The 19,239-nt window shown below is 67.4% G+C and carries 19 protein-coding genes and 1 tRNA gene; 5 read left to right on the plus strand and 15 right to left on the minus strand.

From position 1 onward, the window contains the following. Nucleotides 1-9: 9 nt before the first annotated feature. From RU09_RS00970 to RU09_RS01005, 8 genes are read right to left on the minus strand one after another with little or no spacing between them, the layout of a single operon-like run. Nucleotides 10-2,487 (minus strand): DEAD/DEAH box helicase, encoded by a 2,478-nt coding sequence (locus tag RU09_RS00970; protein ID WP_042536674.1) that lies wholly within the window; start codon nt 2,485-2,487, stop codon nt 10-12. Then, on the minus strand, nt 2,484-3,242 hold the full coding sequence (tatC, locus tag RU09_RS00975) for a twin-arginine translocase subunit TatC (protein ID WP_042536675.1): 759 nt from the start codon (nt 3,240-3,242) through the stop codon (nt 2,484-2,486). Before tatC ends, RU09_RS00970 begins: the two co-directional genes overlap by 4 nt. A gap of 54 nt (nt 3,243-3,296) precedes the next feature. Beyond that, the gene (gene tatA / locus RU09_RS00980) at nt 3,297-3,554 is read right to left on the minus strand and encodes a Sec-independent protein translocase subunit TatA (RefSeq protein WP_042536676.1); all 258 of its coding nucleotides are present in this window, start codon (nt 3,552-3,554) and stop codon (nt 3,297-3,299) included. Between the two features lie 27 nt (nt 3,555-3,581). Then, the gene (locus tag RU09_RS00985; protein WP_042536677.1) at nt 3,582-4,571 is read right to left on the minus strand and encodes a helix-turn-helix transcriptional regulator; all 990 of its coding nucleotides are present in this window, start codon (nt 4,569-4,571) and stop codon (nt 3,582-3,584) included. Further along, entirely contained in the window at nt 4,568-5,563 is a 996-nt protein-coding gene (locus tag RU09_RS00990; protein ID WP_042536678.1) for a helix-turn-helix transcriptional regulator, read from the minus strand. Before RU09_RS00990 ends, RU09_RS00985 begins: the two co-directional genes overlap by 4 nt. Beyond that, nucleotides 5,563-6,480 (minus strand): hypothetical protein, encoded by a 918-nt coding sequence (locus RU09_RS00995; RefSeq protein ID WP_042536679.1) that lies wholly within the window; start codon nt 6,478-6,480, stop codon nt 5,563-5,565. The genes RU09_RS00990 and RU09_RS00995 overlap by 1 nt, the downstream gene beginning before the upstream one ends. A gap of 10 nt (nt 6,481-6,490) precedes the next feature. After that, nucleotides 6,491-7,510: a tRNA (adenine-N1)-methyltransferase gene (locus RU09_RS01000; RefSeq protein WP_042536680.1), complete on the minus strand. Its 1,020-nt coding sequence runs from the start codon at nt 7,508-7,510 to the stop codon at nt 6,491-6,493. After that, nucleotides 7,507-8,157 carry an HAD family hydrolase gene (locus tag RU09_RS01005; RefSeq protein ID WP_042536681.1) on the minus strand — a complete coding sequence of 217 codons (651 nt, stop codon included), beginning with the start codon at nt 8,155-8,157 and terminating at the stop codon, nt 7,507-7,509. Before RU09_RS01005 ends, RU09_RS01000 begins: the two co-directional genes overlap by 4 nt. A 124-nt stretch (nt 8,158-8,281) precedes the next feature. Here RU09_RS01005 and RU09_RS01010 point away from each other — a divergent pair, with 124 nt between their 5' ends. Continuing rightward, entirely contained in the window at nt 8,282-9,130 is an 849-nt protein-coding gene (locus RU09_RS01010; RefSeq protein ID WP_042536682.1) for a PAC2 family protein, read from the plus strand. Nucleotides 9,131-9,156: 26 nt separating this feature from the next. On the opposite strand, the gene RU09_RS01015 is transcribed toward RU09_RS01010, so the two are convergent. Continuing rightward, nucleotides 9,157-9,981, minus strand: coding sequence for an undecaprenyl-diphosphate phosphatase (locus RU09_RS01015; protein ID WP_042536683.1), 825 nt, complete (start codon nt 9,979-9,981; stop codon nt 9,157-9,159). 45 nt (nt 9,982-10,026) lie between these two features. Beyond that, nucleotides 10,027-11,322, minus strand: coding sequence for a M20/M25/M40 family metallo-hydrolase (locus tag RU09_RS01020; RefSeq protein WP_042536684.1), 1,296 nt, complete (start codon nt 11,320-11,322; stop codon nt 10,027-10,029). Between the two features lie 113 nt (nt 11,323-11,435). Here RU09_RS01020 and RU09_RS01025 point away from each other — a divergent pair. Then, nucleotides 11,436-11,518 (plus strand) — tRNA-Leu (locus RU09_RS01025). A 120-nt stretch (nt 11,519-11,638) separates the two neighbouring features. On the opposite strand, the gene RU09_RS01030 is transcribed toward RU09_RS01025, so the two are convergent. Together RU09_RS01030 and RU09_RS01035 are read right to left on the minus strand one after the other, a co-directional pair. Then, nucleotides 11,639-12,736, minus strand: a complete 1,098-nt coding sequence (locus RU09_RS01030; protein ID WP_042536685.1) for a VIT1/CCC1 transporter family protein — start codon at nt 12,734-12,736, stop codon at nt 11,639-11,641. A 124-nt stretch (nt 12,737-12,860) separates the two neighbouring features. Beyond that, nucleotides 12,861-14,603 (minus strand): DEAD/DEAH box helicase, encoded by a 1,743-nt coding sequence (locus RU09_RS01035; RefSeq protein ID WP_042536686.1) that lies wholly within the window; start codon nt 14,601-14,603, stop codon nt 12,861-12,863. 145 nt (nt 14,604-14,748) lie between these two features. Here RU09_RS01035 and RU09_RS01040 point away from each other — a divergent pair, with 145 nt between their 5' ends. After that, the gene (locus RU09_RS01040; RefSeq protein WP_042536687.1) at nt 14,749-15,576 is read left to right on the plus strand and encodes an SGNH/GDSL hydrolase family protein; all 828 of its coding nucleotides are present in this window, start codon (nt 14,749-14,751) and stop codon (nt 15,574-15,576) included. A gap of 13 nt (nt 15,577-15,589) precedes the next feature. On the opposite strand, the gene RU09_RS01045 is transcribed toward RU09_RS01040, so the two are convergent. Beyond that, the gene (locus RU09_RS01045; protein WP_042536688.1) at nt 15,590-16,393 is read right to left on the minus strand and encodes a TrmH family RNA methyltransferase; all 804 of its coding nucleotides are present in this window, start codon (nt 16,391-16,393) and stop codon (nt 15,590-15,592) included. Nucleotides 16,394-16,490: 97 nt separating this feature from the next. Between RU09_RS01045 and RU09_RS01050 the strand changes: the two genes are divergently transcribed. Continuing rightward, nucleotides 16,491-17,330: a Sir2 family NAD-dependent protein deacetylase gene (locus RU09_RS01050; protein ID WP_042536689.1), complete on the plus strand. Its 840-nt coding sequence runs from the start codon at nt 16,491-16,493 to the stop codon at nt 17,328-17,330. Then, nucleotides 17,327-17,914, plus strand: a complete 588-nt coding sequence (locus tag RU09_RS01055; protein WP_042536690.1) for a histidine phosphatase family protein — start codon at nt 17,327-17,329, stop codon at nt 17,912-17,914. The genes RU09_RS01050 and RU09_RS01055 overlap by 4 nt, the downstream gene beginning before the upstream one ends. A 26-nt stretch (nt 17,915-17,940) precedes the next feature. On the opposite strand, the gene RU09_RS01060 is transcribed toward RU09_RS01055, so the two are convergent. Both RU09_RS01060 and RU09_RS01065 read right to left on the minus strand, forming a co-directional pair. Beyond that, nucleotides 17,941-18,747 (minus strand): HpcH/HpaI aldolase/citrate lyase family protein, encoded by an 807-nt coding sequence (locus RU09_RS01060; RefSeq protein ID WP_042536691.1) that lies wholly within the window; start codon nt 18,745-18,747, stop codon nt 17,941-17,943. Beyond that, nucleotides 18,744-19,229: a MaoC family dehydratase gene (locus RU09_RS01065; RefSeq protein ID WP_042536786.1), complete on the minus strand. Its 486-nt coding sequence runs from the start codon at nt 19,227-19,229 to the stop codon at nt 18,744-18,746. Before RU09_RS01065 ends, RU09_RS01060 begins: the two co-directional genes overlap by 4 nt. Nucleotides 19,230-19,239: the final 10 nt, after the last annotated feature.

Raw genomic sequence — 19,239 nt, forward strand, 5'->3', positions numbered from 1 at the left:
GTCCCGTTCTCACATCGAGGAGTAGGCGACGATGCCGCGGCGCACGCCGTCGAGGGCGACGCGGGCATTGCGCGCCAGGGCGCCGTCCTCCGCGACGATCGAGAGCTGGTCGAGCAGGTCGATCGTCTGCTTGGCCCACCGGACGAAGTCGCCCGCGGCCATGTCGGCGTCGATCAGGACGCGATCGAGCATCCCGCCCCGGGCCCACGAGTGCATTGCGCCCGCGAGACCGGCAGCCAAGGGCTCGGACCCCGGAAGATGGTGATCCTTCTCGAGGTCGTCGAGCTCGGCCCAGAGAGTCGTGGTCTTCTCGTAGGCTGCGCGGAAAGCCCCTCTCGGCAGATCGCGCTCGCCCGCGTTCGCCTCATCGCGACGCGGCTCGTAGACGAGGCAGCAGGCCATGGCGGCGAGCGACGGAGCGTCCAGGCCGCTCCAGAGACCCTGCCGCAGGGATTCTGCGACCAGGAGATCACGCTCTCCGTAGATGCGACGCATCGTCCGACCGGCCTCGGTGAGAGTGGTCTCGTCGTTCTCGTCTCGATGGAGGTAGTCGAGCGTCTCGAGCACCTCGACGACACGATCGAAGACGCGAGCCACCGTTCCGGTCCTCGTCTCGATCTGACGACGGATGCGGTCGTTCTGCCTCTTGAGCTTCCAGTACCGCTCCGCCCAACGGGCGTGGGCCTCGCGATCGGGGCAGCGGTGGCAGCCGTGCCGCTGCATCCGGGTGCGCAGGCTCTGGATCTGCTTCATGCGCTTGTCGCGCGATGCCCGCGGAGCGCTCGAGTCCTGACGGTTCTTCTTCTCGAGGTCGCTGAGCTCTCGGCGGATCGAGGCATAGTCCAAGAAGTCGCCGTGGTCGCAGACCATCGCCGCCTTGTAGCCGTCGAGGGATTCCTCGGCCTCACGCACCTGCCTGGCGAGTCCGACCACCGCGCGATCGGCCTGGAACTGAGCGAAGGACGATTCGAGCACCTCGCGCGCCCGCTGTTTGCCGAACAGGTCGATCAGGTTGACCGCCATGTTGTACGTCGGACGGAAACTGGAGTTGAGCGGGTAGGTGCGACGTGAGGCGAGTGCGGCGACCGCCTGCGGATCCATCCCCTCGGTCCACTGCACCACGGCGTGGCCTTCGACGTCGATGCCCCGTCGCCCGGCTCGTCCGGTGAGCTGGGTGTACTCCCCCGAGGTGATCGCCACCCGGGCCTCACCGTTGAACTTCTCCATCTTCTCGAGCACCACGGTGCGTGCGGGCATGTTGATGCCGAGCGCCAGGGTCTCGGTCGCGAACACGACCTTCACGAGCTTGCGCTTGTAGAGCTCCTCGACGACCTCTTTGAAGGCGGGCAGGAGCCCGGCGTGGTGGGCGGCCACGCCGCGTTCGAGGTTCTCCAGCCAATCCCAGTATCCGAGAACACCGAGATCCTCATCCTGCAGGGTCCGCGTCCTGTCTTCGACGATCGCGCGGATCTCGGCCCGCTCCTCGGTCGAGGTCAGACGGACACCCGATCTGCGGACCTGCTGCACCGCAGCGTCGCAGCCTACCCTGCTGAAGATGAAGAAGATCGCCGGCAGCAGGTTGGCCGCCTCGAGCAGCCGCACCACGTCGGGGCGGTCCATGCGCTCGATCCGCTGCACGTTCGCCGAGCGGACCGCACGGCGTCCTCCGCGTGGCGGACGCTGCGCCTGCCGTCCCGCATGACGATTGCTGCGGTAGGACTGCGCCTCACGGTTGTTGTCGTAGTTCGAACCGGTGGACGAGCGGATTCGCATCAGCTCCTGATTCACCAGAGCCGTCGCGATGCCCGCGCGGTCGTCGAAGAGCGGGAGCAGATCATCACGCACCAGCACGTGCTGCTCGAGCGGCACCGGTCGGATCTCCGAGACGATCACCTCGGTGTTTCCGCGCACCGTGTCGAGCCAATCGCCGAACTCCTCGGCGTTCGACACCGTGGCGCTCAGCGACACCAGCCGCACCTGCTGCGGGAGGTGGATGATCACCTCTTCCCACACCGCCCCGCGGAATCGGTCGGCGAGGTAGTGCACCTCATCCATCACCACATACCGAAGGTCGCGCAGCGCTGCGGAATCGGCGTAGATCATGTTGCGCAGCACCTCGGTCGTCATGACGACGATCCGAGCGTTGCCGTTGATGTTGGTGTCACCCGTGAGCAGACCCACGTCATCGGCGCCGTAGACGTCGACCAGCTCGCGGAACTTCTGATTGGAGAGGGCCTTCATCGGCGTCGTGTAGAACGCCTTGTCGCGCGGCGTCTGCATCGCGAGATGGATCGCGAACTCTCCGACGATGGTCTTTCCCGCCCCGGTGGGAGCGGCGACCAGCACGCTGCTCCCGTCTTCGAGCGCGTGGCACCCTTCGATCTGGAACGGGTCGAGCTCGAACTTCTGGTTCGCGGCGAAGGCGACCGTCGCCGGGTGCCCTGCGGCTTCGCGAGCCGCGGCGTATCGCTCTGCCGGCGAGCTCATGCGCTCACGGGTTCGATGCCCGCGGCCGCATCAGCCTTGCGCTTGCGCCGATCGAAGAGCATCGAGATCAGTGTGGCCGCGAAGTACAGCACGATCATGGACCCCATCAGCAGCAGCATCGAGAAGACATCGGCGGGCGGTGTGGTGACGGCCGCGAAGATCGTGCACACGAGGATGGCGACGCGCCATCCCTTGAGGATCTCTTTGCCCGAGACGACCCCCGCGAGGTTGAGCGCGACGAGGAAGACCGGGAGCACGAAGGCGATGCCGAGCACGAGCAGGAACTTGAAGACGAAGTCGTAATAGGTCGCGTAGTCGAAGAACTGCGCCATTCCCGTCGGCACGAAGCCCGCCATGATCTCGATCACGTGCGGGAGCACGAAGAATGCGACAGTGCATCCGCCGAAGAACAGCGGGATGGCAGCTCCCAGAAACCCCCAGGTGTACTGGGTCTCCTTCTTCGTGAGTCCAGGCATCACGAACGCCCAGACCTGCCAGAGCCAGACCGGGGCTGAGATCAGCAGACCGATCGCGAACGCGATGCGCATTCGGAGATCGAACCCGCTCGTGACGGTCGTGAAGTTGAGGCCGACGTACTCGCGGCCTTCTTCTTCGGCGATCGCAGCGATCGGAATCGACAGGAGATCGATGACCGGTCCGGTGATGATGAACGCGATGATCATGCCGACCACGAGAGCGCCGGCCGCGATGAACAGTCGCCGACGCAGCTCGATCAGATGCGCGCCGAGAGACATCCGCCTGTCGCGGCCCGGCGTCCCCGGATCGGCGGATTCGAGAGCGGACACGAACTATGCGGATCGAGGAGGCTGACCCGGATCCGTGTCGCGAGCCGTCACCGTGGTGTCCGCGGTGGTGGCCGCGGGAGTCGGGGATGCCGGATCCGCGGCGTCAGTCGCGTCCTCGTTCTTCATCGCCTTCATCTCGCCCTTGAAAACCCGGGCGGACTGCCCGAGGCTCTTCGCGAGTGCCGGCAGCTTCGCCGCACCGAAGAGCAGCAGGATGACGGCGAGGATGATCAGCAGATGTGGCCAACCGAAAGCGCCCATGATTCTCCTTCGTCGTTTAGTAGCAGTCTAACCGGCGTTGTCGCCGTCTGGTCGGCGATACAGCGCGAGTCCTGCGGCGGCCCACTCGCGTGCAGCCGTGCGGGCGACGCCGGGATCCACGACTTCGAGGGCTCCGCCGAACTTCGCCGCCAGTCGTTTCACACCCCGAGGGTCGGCCAGGTGCAGCCGCACGGTGACGATCCCGTCACTGACGTCGGCGTTGTCCGCGGTGAGGAAGTCACCGAGCAGAGGCGCCATCCGCTCGGGCACACGCACTCTGACCTCGCCCTCGTCCTCGACGGCGGTGAACGCCTCCGGGACGTGGTCACCGGCATGTGTGATCGGAATGTCCGTCAGACGCGCATCGCTCACCCGATCGAGGTGGAACGTCCGCATCGCCTGTCGCATGTGGCACCACCCCTGCAGATACCACTGTGCGTTCGTGATCAGCACCTGCACAGGATCCACGGTTCGCGTGGTGGGTGCGGCATCGGGCGCCTGGTACGTGAACGACACGGCGACACCGTTCTGCACACCGCGCGACACGACCTGGCGCACCTCGTCGACAGCGCTCGGCGCGACGACGACCTCTGCCGGGGCGTCTGCCGCACCGCGCGACAGCTTCGAGATGAGACCGCTGACGAGTCCGGAGTCGGAGACCGCCGGCACGGCGGCGACCATCTGCAGACCGGCGAGCAAAGCTGCGGCCTCGCGGGCGGTGAAGCGCGGAACCCGCCGTAGGGCGACATCGTTGGTGATCTCGATGACGTCCTCTTCGTCGAGGAGGTCCCAGTTGATGTCGAACATCTCCTGCGGCTGCTGCCAGAAGCCGGAATCACCGGGCAGGCCGATGACGGTCAGCTTCTCGACCATCTGTCGCATCTCTGCCGGAGTCACCCCGAACTCCGCAGCCGCCTCAGCGAGCGAGACCTGGCCGTGCTCGAGAAGGTAAGGCACGAGCGTCAGGTAGACGCGGACGCGGTCGGCGGCGAGCAGCGGCTTCGTCTGAGCGCTCATCGTGACTCCCCTGCGTCCGAGTTGGTCGCGACGACCGCGCTCAGGCGATCGACGACCGCGGTGCGCAGCGCGACCGGCTCGACCACCCGCACCTCGGGGCCGTACGAGGCGAGTTCGTCGGCGAAGATATGCAGGTCGACGAACGGCACGAGGATTCCCTGGGTCGCCGCAGGCGTTGCACGGCGGCCCAGACGCAGCGAGGCCTCGGTGCCAGGGGTGACCTCGAGCAGCGCCGAGTTCTGAGAGGCGACGCGCTCGAGACCGCTCAGTGCACGCTCCCCCGCTCCCTCGCGCAGGGCGGAGTCGAAGGCCCTCGTCGTGATCCTCACGTCCCCGACGATCCTGCTGAGCAGGAACATGCGGTCCTCCTCGATGTCCACGTCGACGCCGAAGACATGCCATCTCGCCTCGTAGTCGACGAGAGCCAGCGGACGGATGCTGCGGCGGCGCGGCGCGTGCTCCCCCGGCTTGAGGTAGTCGAAGACGACGACGCGGCTCTTCTCGATCGCGTCCTGCAGCTGCGGGAACGCCGCATCGCGAGCGGTGATCCGTGGCGCGAAGCCGATGATCGGCTCGTCGCCGTCGATCCCGAGTGCCCGGATCTTGCGCACGCCGGCCTTGGCGTCGCCCGATGCGGATTCGGCACTCCAGACGCTGCCGGCCAATTGCAGCACAGCGAGCTCAGCAGCGGTGAATTCGATGTCGCTGGGCAGGTCGTATTCCGCCTGCGGAATGCGATAGCGGGCTTCGCGGAGGTCATTGGGATCAGCCTGGTCGCCGATCGTCTCGACGGGGACGCCGAGAGTACGCAGCTCGTCCTTGTCGCGCTCGAACATCTTCTCGAGCGCATCCGAGCGCACGCCCGCATCGGCACGCTGACGGTAGCCCGACACGTTGTCGAGGATCTGCTGCTTGGTGAGCCCGATCTCCGTGGCCATGAGCGCCACGACGAGGTTCGTCAGACGCTCTTCCGCGGGAATACGGGCGGCCATCACTGCTCCGGAACGGGAACGATGCCGAGGATGTCGACCACGATGGCGGTCGCCGGGTTTCCGTCGGCTTCGGGCACGACGACGAGCAGCTGCGACCCGACGGTCGCGCCGACGAGCTCCTCCGCTGCCGGACCGATGTTGGGCTCCGCGCCCCAGCTGCTCGATGTGACGGTCTTGTCATCCCAGCCCAGGGCCATGATGTTGGTCACGATCGTCGAGTCCTTCTCGACCTTCGCACCGTCGCCCTTGATGAGCGTCTGAGTCACAGCCTCCGTCGGAGCATCGCTGTCGGGGATGATCACGCCAGGGGTCCCGTCAGGAGCGCGCACCACGGTCGGCAGGCCACGGGCGTCGTTGAACTGGGATGCGCCTTCGGCGTGGGCCAGGTAGACATCCTGCAGGTCGACGATCGCGACGACGTTCTCGTCCTTCGCGAGTCCGAATGCCTCGGCATTGGCTTCACCGAAGTCCTCGGGGGTCAGCACGGCGACGATCCGGCTTCCGCCGGTGGCGCACTCGAGCACCGTCTCGAGTCCGGCGGACCGCTCGGCCCAGTACGAGATGCTGTGCACGCGGCTCGGGTCGCCGTTGAATTCGGACTCGTACAGCTTCTCGCCGCTCTCTCCGCCATAGAAGGCGATGTCGAGCACCATGGGCTGAGAAGTCGAGGTGAGGGTGTTCCCCTCGCCGGTGATCACGTCGGCGAATGAGGTCTCGTCCGCCTTCACGGGGCTGTAGACCGTGACGTCGGGCGCCTCACCCAGATCGCCCTCCACGGACACCGAATCCTTGATGGATGGGGTAGACGCGGCCGCACGATCGCAGACATCACCGGCGAACGACGGCGCCGAAGCGCATCCGGTCAGAGTGAGGACGGCGAGGCTGAGGGTTGCCAGAACGGCGGACGTTTTACGCACGCGCTCCAGTCTATTCCGTCGGTGGCTCGGATTCGCGCGAACCCGATGCGAGACGTGCCCCTTCGGCGGCCTTCGCGGCCTCCCTGGCACGCTTGCGCAGGTTCTTGTCGTTGATCTCCCGATCGCCTACGGCGCCGGGCGTCCACGCGTCGACATCCGCATCGCCATAGCTGCTCTTCGAGGCCCTGCGCTTCACCTGCGGCGCCACGGCACCCGGTGCCAGCCGGCGCGCCGTGAGGAGGAAGCCGGTGTGCGCCACCATGCGGTGATCGGGCCTGACGGCGAGGCCTTCGACGTGCCACCCTCGCACCATCGTCTCGGACGCCTCGGGGTCGGTGAACAGCCCGGTACCGCGGATGTACTCGGCGACGCGCGAGAGCTGTGTGGCCGTCGCGACGTAGCAGAGCACGACGCCGCCGGGTGTGAGTGCGTCGGCGACGACGTCCATGCATTCCCACGGTGCGAGCATGTCGAGCACGACGCGATCGACCGTGCCGGCCGGGAACTCGGCTGGAAGCGCCTCGGCGAGATCCCCGACGACCACGTTCCAGGTGTCCGGCGTCTCGCCGAAGAATGTCTCGACGTTCCCGCGGGCGACCTGGGCGAAGTCCTCACGACGTTCGAACGACACCAATCGACCGACCGGACCGATGGCCCGGAGCAGCGAGAGCGAGAGGGCGCCCGAACCGACGCCCGCCTCGACGACGACCGCGCCGGGGAAGATGTCGGCCTGCATCACGATCTGCGCCGCATCCTTCGGGTAGACGATCGCCGCGCCGCGCGGCATCGACATCGCGAAGTCGCGCAGCAGCGGCCGCAGCGCGAGGTACTCGTGCCCCGAGCTGTTCGCGGCGACCGAACCGTCGGGAAGACCGATGAGGTCACGATGCCGCAGCACTCCCTGATGGGTGTGCAGCTCGCCGTCCTCGCGGAGGGTCACGGTATGCAGACGACCCTTGGGGCCGGTCAGCTGCACCCGATCGCCCTCCCGGAACGGCCCGCTCGGCCGCGGTGAGGTGATGTCGGTCATCGGGTGGCTCCCGTCATGGAGGTCTTGCGGTCGAAGAGTTCGATCAGGTCTGCGGCCGTGCGACCGTCGAGGGTCGGCCAGAGCTCGTGAGCGCCCACGTCGTCGAGGGAGACGATGTGCGGCACGCCGAGAGCGACGGCGCCGGAGGCGATGCCTGCACGGAGTCCGGTCGGCGAGTCCTCGATGACCACGGCCTCGGCGATGTCGATCTCGAGCAGCGACGCCGCGTGCAGGTAGGGCTCGGGGTGAGGCTTGGGGTGGATCACGTCATCGCCGGCGACGACGATGTCGAAGGCGTCGAACTCGATCAGGTCGACGACGCTCAACGCCATACGGCGCAGCGACATCGTGACGAGGCCGGTGGGGATCCCCGCCGACTTCAGGTCCTGCAGCAGCTCGCGGGCACCGGGGCGGAAAGGCACTCCCTGTGTGCGCAGCGCCTCCTGCACTCCATCGGTGAGGAGCGAGATGATCGCCTCCGCGTCCATATCCACCCCCGCCTGCTGGAGGATGATCGCACTGTCGATGAGACCGTTGCCGACCAGCTGAAGGGCGTCCTCGTGGGTCCATGACCCGCCGAAGGATTCGACCAGCGCCGTCTCGGCTGCCATCCAATACGGCTCGGTGTCGACGAGGGTTCCGTCCATGTCCCAGAGGATCGCGCGGGGCTGTCTGCTCACCGAACCATGTTACCCGTGGCTCCGCCCGGTCCCCGCGCGGTCGGACTAGCCTGGAGGGATACCGATCCGGAATTGGCGAAGGGAGCCCACGATGGATGTCCTCGGTTCACGCATCGTCATCGTCGCCTTCGATGGCTGGAACGACGCGGGTGAGGCCGCGAGCGGTGCGATCGCCGCGCTGCGTTCCGCGAACGACTACGACCTCGTGCACTCCATCGACCCGGAGCTGTACTTCGACTATCAGTACACCCGCCCGGCCACGAAGACGGACGCCGAAGGCCGCCGCCAGCTCACCTGGCCCGAGGCCGGTCTGTGGCGCCCGCGCGACCCGGGGCCCGGTCCCGAGTTCTGGGTGCTGACGGGAGTCGAGCCCGCGCGCACCTGGCAGTCGTTCGCTGCGGAGTTCATCGACGTCGCTCTTCGCGACGACATCACCGGGTTCGTGACCCTCGGCGCGATGCTCTCGGATGTGCCCCACACGCGACCGATCTCGATCTTCGCGTCGAGCCAGAACGAGCAGGTCCGCGCAGCGCATGGCCTCGAGCGGTCTCTCTATGAGGGCCCCGTCGGCATCCTCAGCGTGTTCGAGCACTTCGCCGAGAGCGCCGGAATCCCGACCGCGAGCCTGTGGGCCAGCGTGCCGCACTACGTCGCCTCCGCCACTCCGTCACCGAAGGTCACCCTCGCTCTTCTGGACAGGCTCGAGGAGCTGACCGGCGTGGACGTCCCGCGCGATCACCTTCGCACCGAGGCCGCCGCGTGGGAGGCGTCGATCGACGCCGCCGCCGCCGATGACGAGGACATGACGGAGTACATCCGCCAGCTCGAGCAGACCCGCGACACGTGGGACTCCCCCGATGCGTCCGGCGATGCGATCGCTCAGGCCTTCGAGCGCTATCTGAAGCGCAGAGGCGACGGCCCCGGAGACCACAAGCGCTGAGCCAGGAGGTCTCCGGTGCCGCGCTGCTATGCCGCGATGACGCCGGTGCCGAGAAGGACCAGGAGCACCGTGCCCAACAGGATGCGGTAGATCACGAACGGCAGGAAACTGCGCTTCGAGATGTAATTCATGAAGAACGCGATCACGCCCAGTGCCACGACGAACGCGATGCCGGTCGCTGCGAGCGTGTCGCCGAACGAGAAGAACGAAGGCTCGTCCCAGCTCTTGAACAGCTGATACAAGCCACTGCCGAACACCGCGGGGATCGCCAGAAGGAACGCGTAGCGCGCAGCTGCCGCGCGCTCATAACCGAGGAACAGTCCCATCGTGATCGTCCCGCCCGAGCGCGACACACCCGGGATCAGCGCGAGCGCCTGCGCGAAGCCGTATGCGATGCCATGCGGATAGGTGAGCTGATCGAGCTTGCGTCGCTTCGCGCCCACATGGTCGGCGACGCCGAGCAGGATGCCGAACACGATCAGCATGATCGCGACGATCCAGAGCGACCGGAAGACGGTCTCGATCTGATCCTGGAAGAGCAGGCCGAGCACCACGATCGGGATGCTGCCGATGATGATCATCCAGCCCATCCGGGCATCCGGATCGCTGCGCGGCACTCTGCCTGTCAGCGAGCGGAACCACTGCGCGATGATGCGGACGATGTCGCGCCAGAAGAACACCACGACCGCCGCCTCCGTGCCGATCTGCGTGATCGCGGTGAACGCGGCACCAGGGTCCTCGCCGGACGGCAGGAACGTGCCGAGGATGCGCAGATGGGCGCTGGAGGAGATCGGGAGGAACTCGGTGAGTCCCTGGACGATGCCGAGGATGAGCGCTTCGAACAAGTGCATGGAGGAGCTTTCTGATTCGTGGTGCGCGGACGTGGAGCAGAGAGCTCAATACGTGCGCAGCAGATCGGCCAGCACCCGCTGACCGAAGACAAGCGATTCTACGGGCACTCGCTCATCGACACCGTGGAACATCCCCGTGAAGTCGAGGTCGGCAGGGAGGCGGAGTGGCGCGAATCCGTACCCGGTGATCCCCAGATAGGCCAGCGCCTTGTTGTCGGTTCCGGCGCCGAGCAGATACGGAATGACCGGCACTCCCGGGTCGTGCCGCCCCAGACTCGCCACCATCGCCTCGACGAGTTCGCCCTCGAACGGCGTCTCCATGCCGATGTCGCGAACGACGGTCTGGATCTCGATGTCATCGCCGACGATCTGCTGCAGCTCGGCGAGCACCTCGTCCTCGGTTCCCGGGATCACCCGCACGTCGATCAGCGCTTCGGCTCGTTCGGGGATCACATTGTGCTTGTACCCCGCGGTGAGCGCCGTGGGGTTCGTCGTCGTGCGGAACGATGAGCGGAGGAACGCCTCAGCGGGGCCGGCGGCGGCAGCAAGCGCGTCCGGGTCGTCGATGGAGCGGCCTGTGAGAGCGCTCAGGCCCTGCAACAGCGCCTCCGTGGTGGGAGTGAGACGAAGGGGCCATCGAGTGCGCCCGAGGGCCGCCACAGCTTCTGCGAGCTTCGTGACGGCGTTGTCGTCGTGCAGTCGGCTTCCGTGGCCGGCACGCCCTCGCGCGACGAGGCGGATCCAGATGAGCGCCTTCTCCCCCACCTGCAGCAGGTAGGCGCGGCGATCGTCGACCGTGATCGAATAGCCTCCCACCTCGCTGATGGCCTCGGTCGCTCCCGCGAACCACTCCGGGTGGTTCTGGACGACGAGCGCCGAGCCCTCGACGCCGCCGTTCTCCTCGTCGGCGAAGAAGGCGAGCACCAGATCGCGCTCCGGCTGCTCCCCCGCACGCAGGAGGTCTGCGACGGCCGTGAGGATCATCGCGTTCATGTTCTTCATGTCGACCGCTCCACGCCCCCAGAGCATGCCGTCCTTCACGATGCCCGCGAACGGGTCGACGCTCCAGTCCTCGGCCATCGCCGGGACGACGTCGAGGTGTCCGTGCACGACGAGAGCCGGCTTGCTCCGATCGCGCCCCGGCACGCGCGCCATCACGTTCGTGCGCCGCGGGATCGGCTCGTAGTATTCGACATCCAGACCCAGGTCCTGCAGATAGGCGCCGACATATTCGGCTGCCTCACGCTCACCCTTCGCGTTGCCTCCGCCGAAGTTCGAGGTGTCGAATCGGATCAGGTCGCTCGCGATGCGAACCACCTCGGGGAGAGCCACGTCAGTCATGAGGTCCAGGCTATCGAAACGTCGTGGCGCGCCCGGGCGTCACCGCCGGTTTCTGAGTGCCTCGAAGCTCGTGCTAATGTAAATCTTCGTTCGGCAACGAACATCCAACACCTGCGCGGGTGGCGGAATGGTAGACGCGCTACGTTGAGGTCGTAGTGCCCGTAAGGGCGTGGGGGTTCAAGTCCCCCTCCGCGCACAGACAGGCCTCGGATATCCATACGATATCCGAGGCCTTCTTCGTACCTTCGGTGTCGACGTGTCGTCCGGCAGAACCCGAGGTGAACTCCCCGAGCCCTGCCCCACGGGCCGGCGCGCGTCAGAGCGCGCTCACGCCGAACACCAGCCCGAGCACGTACGTGACGGCCGCAGCGCCGAAGCCGATCGCCAGCTGCCGCAGCGCGCGACGCAGGGGCGGTCCCCCCGACAGGATGCCGACCATCGCTCCGGTCGACAGCAGAGCGACCCCCACCAGCACGAGCGCGACGACCACCGCAGTCGTCCCATCGAGTCCGAAGATCCACGGGAGCACAGGGATGATCGCGCCGGACGCGAAGAGCAGGAAGCTCGAGATGGCCGCCGTCCAGTCGCTGCCGACGATCTCGTGGTCGTCTCCGGCGTGGAGGTGGATCGGCCCCGTCGTCGTGCGCTCGACTCCGGCTCGCGCGGCGTCCACTATCCGCCGTGCGCGCTCGAGCGCCTCCTGCTGGCCGATTCCGCGCGCGCGGTAGACCAGAGCGAGTTCGTTCTCGTCGATGTCGAGATCGGCGGCGGATGCCGCGGCATCCTCGTTGGCTTCCGTCGACGCCAGCAGCTCGCGTTGGGAGCGCACGGAGACGAACTCCCCCGCGCCCATCGACAGAGCCCCGGCGAGCAGACCCGCGATCCCGCTGAACAGGACGAAGGCGGAGCTGACACCCGTAGCGCCGATGCCGAGCACGAGTGCGAGGTTGCTCACCAGGCCGTCGTTCGCTCCGAAGACGGCAGCACGGAACGACCCGGACAGACGGCGCCTCCCACGAGCGGCGAGACCGCGGACGACTTCGGAGTGCACCTTCTCGTCTGCGCGCATGGCAGGAGTCGCGTACTGCTCGGAATCGTACGGAGATCTGTCCTCGGCGCTCTGCGCGAGTGCGAGGACGAAGATGGATCCGAACCGCCCGGCCATCCAGCCCAGCAGGCGAGACCGGATGCCGGCTCGCGGCAGTCGCGCCGGTTCTGCGCCCAGCAGATCGAGCCAGTGCTGCTCGTGGCGACGCTCGGCATCGGCGAGGCTGAGCAGGATCTCGCGCTCCTCGCCCGTGCGACGGTTCGCGAGCTTCTGGTACACGAGCCCTTCGGCGCGTTCTTCCACGAGGTAGCGCGCCCAGCGGCGACGGTCTGCGGCGGTCGGCTCGGCGGCAGCGGGGGCTGTCATGAAGTCTCCTGATCGACGATCCCCGGGAACGGGGCAACCGTTCAACGCTAGCTTCGAGCCACTCTCTCGGCGGCACTGGGAGCAGGATTGCCAGCTTTTCGGGCCTCCGAACCGAAGGCGCGATTCAGGATCGGACGCGCTTGCGGAGCACGTCGATGCGCGACTGCAGCTGCGTGACGGTCGCCTGCGCGACAGCAGGCCCGCCGCAGATCCGGCGCAGCTCCGCGTGCACGGCCCCGTGCGGCTCGCCCTTCTGTCGGGCGTACAGGCCGACGAGGCTGTTCAGCAGCTGGCGCTGCTCGCGAAGCGTGCGGTGCAGCGGCGCCGGGAGCGTGGTCGTCTCGGTCGGCCCTGCCTCGGCCTCCCGTGTCTCTCGCAGGCGAGTCTGACGTGCCTGGCGTTGCATCAGCAGCTCGTGCACGTGCTCCGGCTCGAGAAGACCGGGGAACCCGATGAACTCCTCCTCCTCGGGAGTGCCCGGCTCGGCGAGCTGGCCGAACTCCTGTCCCTCGAACACGACCCGGTCGAAGTGCGCAACAGACGAGAGCGCCTGATAGCTGAACTCCTGTGTCAACGCATCGGAGGCGTCGTCTTCGCGGTTCGCCGACTCGAGCAGCGAGTCCTCGAGCCCGTCGTCGTCCTTCGACTGACGATCGAGAGCGTGGTCGCGCTGCTTGTCCATCTCGTTCGCGAGTCCCATGAGCACCGGAACCTGCGGAAGGAAGACACTCGCCGCCTCACCCCGTCGACGCGCCCGCACGAAGCGACCGATCGCCTGGGCGAAGAAGAGCGGCGTCGACGACGACGTCGCGTAGACCCCGACGGCGAGTCGGGGCACATCGACGCCTTCCGACACCATGCGCACCGCGACCATCCAGCGATCCTCGCTGTTGCTGAACTTCTCGATCCGCTCCGAGGCTGTCGCGTCGTCGGACAGGACGATCGTCGGCTGCTGTCCCGTGATGCTGTGCAGGATCTTGGCGTAGGCGCGTGCCACCGTCTGGTCGGTCGCGAGCACCAGTCCTCCGGCATCGGGCACGTGGTGCCTGATCTCGGTCAGACGACGGTCCGCGGCGGAGAGCACCGCAGGCATCCACTCGCCCTCGGGGTCGAGCGCCGTGCGCCAGGCCTGCGACGTGACGTCTTTCGTGTTGTCCTGACCGAGATGCGTCTCGAGCTCGTCGCCGCTGCTCGTGCGCCAGCGCATCTTGCCCGCGTACATGTGGAAGAGCACGGGCCTGACGACGCCGTCTGCCAGCGCCCGGCCGTAGCCGTAGTTGTAGTCGGTGCGGGAGATGCGCGCGCCGGACTCGTCAGGGTGGTACTCGACGAACGGGATCGGTGCGGTGTCGCTGCGGAACGGCGTGCCGGAGAGCAGCAGTCGGCGCTTCGCCGGACCGTAGGCGTCGCGGATCGCGTCGCCCCAGCTGAGCGCGTCGCCACCGTGATGCACCTCGTCGAGCACGACGAGCGTCTTCGCGTCTTCGGTCAGATGACGGTGGACCGACGACTTCGCCGCCACCTGCGCGTAGGTGACCACGGCGCCGTGGTAATGCCGTGCCGGCGCCCAATGACTGTTGCGGAACCGGGGGTCGAGACGGATGTGCACGCGAGCGGCGGCATCGGCCCACTGCGTCTTCAGATGCTCGGTCGGGGCGACCACGATGATGCGGTTGACCTCGCCCATGCGCATGAGCTCGACCGCGAGCGTGAGGGCGAACGTGGTCTTTCCTGCACCCGGTGTCGCCGCCACGAGGAAGTCTCGCTGATCGGCCTGGAAGTACTGCTCCAGCGCTTCCTGTTGCCAGGCGCGCAGCTTGTTCGCGGTTCCCCAAGGGGCACGCTGAGGAAAGGACGGAGAGAGCATCGAGACAACGATAATCGCTGCCGCCGACACTCGGCACGCTCACGAGTTCCGCCGCGCGCGTCTCGCCCGGACGCTCGTACCCGGGTAGGCTCGGTCACTGCGCGGCCTCCACCGCACGGCTGCGCTCGTCGTGAAGGAGAGCTGGATGACAGATCAGGATTCGATCCGAACCCCGGAGCTCGACAACGAGAATCCCCATCCCTGGCGGAGATTCGTCGCGATCGGCGACTCGTTCACCGAGGGCATCGGCGACCCGGACCCGTCGCAGCCGGGCAGCCTCCGTGGCTGGGCAGACCGTGTCGCCGAGGTGCTCTCGCGCCAGGTCGACGACTTCGCCTATGCGAACCTCGCCGTGCGGGGCAAGCTGATCTCCCAGATCGTGCGCGATCAGATCGAGCCCGCCGTGGCGCTGCATCCCGACCTCATCTCGATCTGCGCCGGGGGCAACGATGTGATCCGACCGGGAACCGACCCCGACGCGATCGCCGCCCAGCTCGAGGACGCCGTCGCGCGTCTGTCGTCGACGGGCGCCGCGATTCTGCTCTTCACCGGAGTCGACACGGCCTTCACCCCGGTCTTCCGGGCTTTCCGCGGCAAGGTCGCCATCTACAACGAGAACGTGCGCGCGATCGCCGAGCGACACGACTGCATCGTCGCCGATCAGTGGGCGCTCAAGGTCGTGCAGGACATGCGGTTCTTCGACGACGACCGCCTGCACTACAACTCGCTGGGCCACCACGAGGTCGCCCGCATGGTTCTGCGCGCGCTCAACGTGCCCAACGATCTCGAGGCCATGCAGCCCGAGACGATCCCCCTCCGCACCTGGCGCGAGGCCCGCACCGAGGACTTCGGCTGGGCACGAGAGCATCTCGTGCCCTGGGTCCTGCGGCGTCTGCGCCACCAGTCATCCGGCGATCACATCGTGGCCAAGCGCCCCGAGCCCTCCCCGATCGTCCTCCCGAAGTCAGACTGACGACGGCCAGCGGTCAGGGCGAGGTGAGCGCCCACAGCGCCACTGCAGCAGCAGACGCGACGTTCAAGGAATCCACACCACCGGACATCGGAATCGTCACGACCGTGTCGGCGTGGTCGAGGGCCGTGCGGGAGAGCCCGTCGCCCTCCGAACCCATGACGATGGCGACTCGCTCGGGGCGGTTCGCGACATAGGCATCGAGCGTCACGGCGTCATCGCTGAGAGCGAGAGCTGCGATGTCGAACCCCGCCGCGTGGAGGTCCGCCACGGCCGACTCCCAATCCGTGATGCGAGTCCATGGCACCTGGAACACCGTGCCCATGCTCACGCGCACGCTGCGTCGGTACAGCGGGTCCGCTCCCCCGGGCGACACCAGCACCGCGTCCGCCCCGAGGCCCGCGGCCGCACGGAACGCCGCACCGACGTTGGTGTGATCGCCGACGTTCTCGAGGATCAGCACGAGGTTCGCGGCGTCGAGGACCTCGCGCACGGTCGGGAGCACGGGGCGATGCATCGACGCGATCGTGCCCCGGTGAACGGCGAAACCGGTCACCGATTCAGCCACCTCGTCAGGGACGACGTACACCGGCACGTCGAGGTGGCCGACGAACCGCCGAATGTCGTCCACCCGCCGCTCCTGCACCAGCACGGAACGCGGACAATGACCCGCCCCGACCGCCCGAGCGATCACCTTCGTCGATTCGGCGATGTAGAGCCCACCCGCCGGTTCTCTCACGGTCCGGAGCGCGGTGTCGGTGAGCCCGCGGTAGTCGTCGAGTCGTCGGTCGTCCGGATCGGTCACGCGCAGCAGTTCCACGCGGCCCAGTCTGCCATCGCTTGGTCGACCGGCTCCGCGGTCAGCCGCGACGCGTCGACCACGCTGCGCACGTCGTAGACTCGCACAGGGAGGTCCTGTGAGCGCATCGAGTCCGGTCGAACTGTCGGCCACCATCGCTCGCACCGCTGAACTCCTGCGTGGTCGCAAGATCGCACTGCTCACGGGCGCCGGCATCTCCACGGACTCGGGAATCCCCGCCTACCGCGGCGAAGGATCCCGCAACCGGTCCGATCCGATGACGATCCAGCGGTACCTCGCCGACGAGGCTGCACGGCGCCGCTACTGGGTCGGCGGCCATCTCGGGTGGCGGGCGTTCGCTCGGGCCGAGCCGAATCCGGGTCATCTGTCGCTCGCCGACATGGAGTCGTCAGGTCACGTCAGCGGCGTCATCACCCAGAACGTCGACGGCCTGCATCTGCGTGCAGGCAGCTCCCATGTGATCGAAGTGCACGGAACGATGCGCAGGGTCCTCTGCCTGAAATGCGGTCAGGTGTTCGATCGCCGCGACGTCGCGGTGCAGATCGAAGAGCGCAATCCCTGGATCACCGTCCCCGAGAACGTGGCATTGAACCCCGACGGCGATGTGCTCCCGGAGAGCACCGACGGTTTCATCGTCCCCGTGTGCACCGTCTGCGAAGGGATGCTGAAGCCTGACGTGGTGTTCTTCGGCGAATACGTCCCGCAAGACCGCTTCAAGGCTGCCGAGTCCCTGCTCCGTGCCAGCGACGCTCTGATCGTCGCCGGCTCGTCTCTCGTCGTCAACTCCGGCGTGCGGCTCGTCGAACGCGCACGACGACGCAGCATCCCGCTCATCATCATCAACCGTGAGCCCACGCGCGCGGACGTCTGGGCCGATGCCACCATCGCCGCAGGCACCAGCGATGTGCTCCCCGCGATCCAGGAGCTCCTCGAATGACTCTGCTCACGCTCATCCGCCATGGCCAGACGGACTGGAACCTGGCACGCCGGATCCAGGGCTCCACCGACATCCCGCTGAACGAGAAGGGCCGCGAGGATGCACGGACCGCCGCAGGTCTGCTCGAGGGCACGACGCACCATTCGATCTACGCCAGCCCGCTGAAACGCGCGCGGGAGACGGCCGAGATCATCTCCGGGAGTCTCGGCCTCGGCTCACCGGTGCTGGTGCCGGACATGCGCGAGCGCGAGTTCGGCGAGGGCGAGGGCATGCTCGTGTCGGACTACATCGAGAAGTACGGCGACTGGCTGTCTCCGGTCCCCGGGGCGGAGACATTGGAAGGGGTCGCAGAGAGAGCGCTCATCGCACTCGACACGATCGCTCGTGACGCTCGGCGTCGTTCCGCACCGGTGGCGGAGTCCGTCATCGTCGTGACGCACGGAGGCGTGATCCGGTCGTTGATCGACCATGTCTCCGGTGGCACGCTGCCGCGCGTCGGCGAGGTCCTCGCGAACGGCTCGGTCCACCGTTTCGAGGCCTCCCCCGGCTCGCTGCGCCTGATCGACCAGGGCATGCTCGTCTGACCCGGGAACCCGTGCAGCACTACTGATCAGCGAACGCGGCTGAGCACCGATCGCGCGTGCCTCAGCACGGGCTCGTCGATCATGCGTCCTCTGAAGCGGAAGACGCCTCGTTCGCGCCCGGCGGCTTCGAGAACTCCGCGGGCCCACTCGACGCTGGCTTCATCCGGTGCGTACGCGGCGCGGATCACCGCCACCTGACTCGGGTGGATGCACGCGGTGGCGACGAACCCCGAAGCGGCCGCATCGACCGCCTCGGATTCGAGACCGGAGACGTCCTCGATGTCGACGTGCACCGCGTCGATGGCTCCCTTGCCCTGGGCTCCTGCCTCGAGGAGCACCCGTGAGCGCGCATAGCGGGCCACGTCGCGATAACCGCCCTTCGCCGTGCGACTCGACGTGCCGCCGAGGGAGGCGACCAGGTCCTCCGCGCCCCACATCATCGCGACGACCTGAGGGTGGGCGGCGATGCGATCTGCGGCGTGAACGCCCCTCGCCGTCTCGCACAGGGCGACCAGCGAGAAGCTCTCGTCGAAGGCGGAGAGGCTCTCCGCGCTCTCCGTCTTCGCGACCATGACGGTGCGGAGATCGGTCTGGGCGAGGGTCGCGAGATCGGCGGTGAAGGCGGCGGAATCCGGCGCGTTGACGCGGACGATCACCCGATCGGGGTCGAGGTCGGCCTCGATGAGATTCTGCCGGGCGCCGGCCTTCGCCTCTGGCAGCACGGCATCCTCGAGGTCGATGATGACCGCATCCGCCTTCTCGAGGGCTCCGCGGAATCGCTCGGGTCGGTCGGCAGGACAGAAGAGCAGCGCGGGTCCCAGGCTGAAGGTCATCGTCCCCCCTCCGGCAGGCAATGGACGAGGACGGTGCGGGTCGCCGTCGCGACGACTGTGGCGTCCTGGTTGCGTCCGGTATGGGCGATGGTCACGATTCCCTGACCCGGGCGTGATGTCGAGAGCCTCTTCTCGACGACGACGCTCTCGGTGTACAGCGTGTCGCCGGCGAACAGCGGGTGAGGGAACGCGATCTCCCCGAATCCGAGCTGAGCCACCAGAGTGCCCTGGGTCAACTGCGCCACAGATGCCCCGACCATCGTCGAGAGCGTCCACATCGAGTTGATCAGACGCGCACCGAAGGGGCGCTGCGCATCGGCGAAGGCCGCATCCAGGTGGAGCGCCTGGGTGTTCATGGTGAGCGTCGTGAAGAGGACGTTGTCGGCCTCGGTCGCGGTGCGTCCAGGGCGATGCAGGTAGCGCGCGTCTGTGACGAACTCCTCGAAGAAGAGTCCCCGCTGGACGATGTCGTGCACGGTCATGCCTGCCACG

This window comes from Microbacterium sp. MEJ108Y, assembly GCF_000834175.1.
Taxonomy (GTDB): Bacteria; Actinomycetota; Actinomycetes; order Actinomycetales; family Microbacteriaceae; genus Microbacterium; species Microbacterium forte.